Source organism: Paenibacillus sp. TAF43_2, from assembly GCF_052113545.1.
In the GTDB taxonomy this organism is placed as follows: Bacteria; Bacillota; Bacilli; order Paenibacillales; family Paenibacillaceae; genus Pristimantibacillus.
The window spans coordinates 1-1,880 of the sequence record NZ_JBFRDK010000357.1 but is presented as its reverse complement, the minus strand read 5'-3'; the positions used below and the strand labels follow the sequence as shown (position 1 = coordinate 1,880).

The window sequence follows — 1,880 nt, the reverse complement described above, 5'->3', positions numbered from 1 at the left end:
GGTTTAGCTTCCTGCTCGTCATTGTACTGCATCTCTTTATTCATCGTACCTCATGGGGATTGCATCTGCGGGCGATGGGGGATAATCCGGCAACGGCGGATGTCATGGGTATTCAAGTTCAGGCCTTTCGATATGGCTATATTATCGCAGGCTCTGTATTGATCGGCTTGGCGGGAGCAGATTTGCTCCTTGTTTATTCGCCAACATGGACCGAGGGGATGACGACGGGACGTGGCTGGATCGCAGTAGCTTTAGTTATTTTTGCGAGATGGAATCCAATAAGGGCTCTCTTATGTGCTTATTTCTTCGGTGCGTTAGACATGTTAGGCTTCCGCATCCAATTAATCGGCAGCGAAATACCATCCTATTTTCTTAAAATGATTCCTTATGTCGTTACGATACTTATTCTTATGTTTCTTGGCTGGCGCAATCGTAATAAACCATCAGGCTCACCTGAAGCACTGGGTGTTCCTTACATTCGGGAGCAACGATTCTAACGATAATTGGGGGGAGAACAATGAACATGAAGGCTCAGGAGATCATGTCGTCTCCTCTTGTATGGCATCCTCAGTCGGCCGCGGAGGCATGGCTGCTTAAACAAAGCTATGGGCTTGAAGGAATATATATTTCAGGTGGAACCTTACTTCGAACACAGTGGGAATCAGGGGTTTCCGCTATCCCGAAACATTTGATCGATTTAAGTGCTATTCGTGGATTAAATGAGGTTAAAATCGGCGAATCTGGCGTCATTATTGGCGGCCAAGTGACTTTGCAGGCTTGTCGGACGAATGCATTCCTGCAGCGTAATTTCCCGCTAGTCACCGATGCAGTACGCACAATAGCAGCGCCGTCCATACGGCATTTAGCAACGATTGGCGGCAATATATCCTCCTTCATTGGTGACGCTATTCCCGCGCTCCTTGCCTATGACGCTGAAGTGATTTGGTTTAACGGTGAACTAGAGCAGCGAGTTTCTTTATCCAGTTATCTGCTTCAAGCCAACGATCCGAACCAAGGACATGAGAGATTGCTCCTCAGCATCGTCCTACCGTTCACGCAATTAAGGGAAGAGAGCTCAGCGTGTATGGATGAAGAGGAAAATGCCATTTCGACAATCAAGCGTTTTGGCGCTTACCATAAAGTAGGACGTCGTGAAGCATTTACTCCTTCTATTGTAACAGCAGCAATATTGGGTGCAATTTCGCCTGCTGGCGTGCTCACGGAACTTGTGATCGCGCTTGGAGGAGGACAAACGGTTCCGCAAAGACTAGAACGATTAGAAGAAGAAATCATAGGAGCGGCCGTGGATCATCAGCTTCTTCAGCAAGCCTATGATCGTATTTTGCAAGAGTACGAACCAAGGGAAGATTTGTTCGCAACCGCTTCGTATCGGAAGATTACAGCAGCTAACGTAATTACAGCGGAGCTTTGGAAGGCAACCAGAGATTAAGGAGTGACAGGAAGGAGTGAGCGTATGCTCTTAAACCGCACAAGCAGTGGAGGAAGATGGCGAATTCGTCCTGATGGTCCAGGTAAAGTAACGGGCAGTCTTGCTTATTTAACCGATATGACAAGGGAGCATATGCTTTTTGGCCTTGTACTACGAAGTGAATATCCTCATGCGCGTATTCTGTCCATTCATACCGATAAAGCCAAGCAATTGTCAGGCGTTCACGCCGTTCTTACCTATGAAGATGTCCCCGGATTAAATGCTTTTGGCATTGCACACCCTGACCAGCCCGTTTTATGTGAGGAGCGGGTGAGATATGTGGGAGATGCAATAGCGACAGTAGCTGCTGAATCCCTTGCCATTGCACAAAGAGCTATTGAACTTATTGAAGTTGAATATGAAGTTTTGCAAGTTGTGGATGATCCTGAGC

Annotated in this window: 2 protein-coding genes and 1 pseudogene; all 3 read left to right on the top strand. The window is 47.1% G+C overall.

Features of this window, described 5'->3' with window-relative positions; genetic code table 11:
- Window positions 1-497 (top strand): ABC transporter permease (locus AB4Z17_RS33335; RefSeq protein ID WP_441964728.1); only part of this gene is annotated, 497 nt, incomplete at its 5' end.
- 20 nt (window positions 498-517) lie between these two features.
- Window positions 518-1,450: an FAD binding domain-containing protein gene (locus tag AB4Z17_RS33330; protein ID WP_441964726.1), complete on the top strand. Its 933-nt coding sequence runs from the start codon at window positions 518-520 to the stop codon at window positions 1,448-1,450.
- A gap of 24 nt (window positions 1,451-1,474) precedes the next feature.
- Window positions 1,475-1,880, top strand: a pseudogene (locus AB4Z17_RS33325) (xanthine dehydrogenase subunit D); the annotation flags it as partial.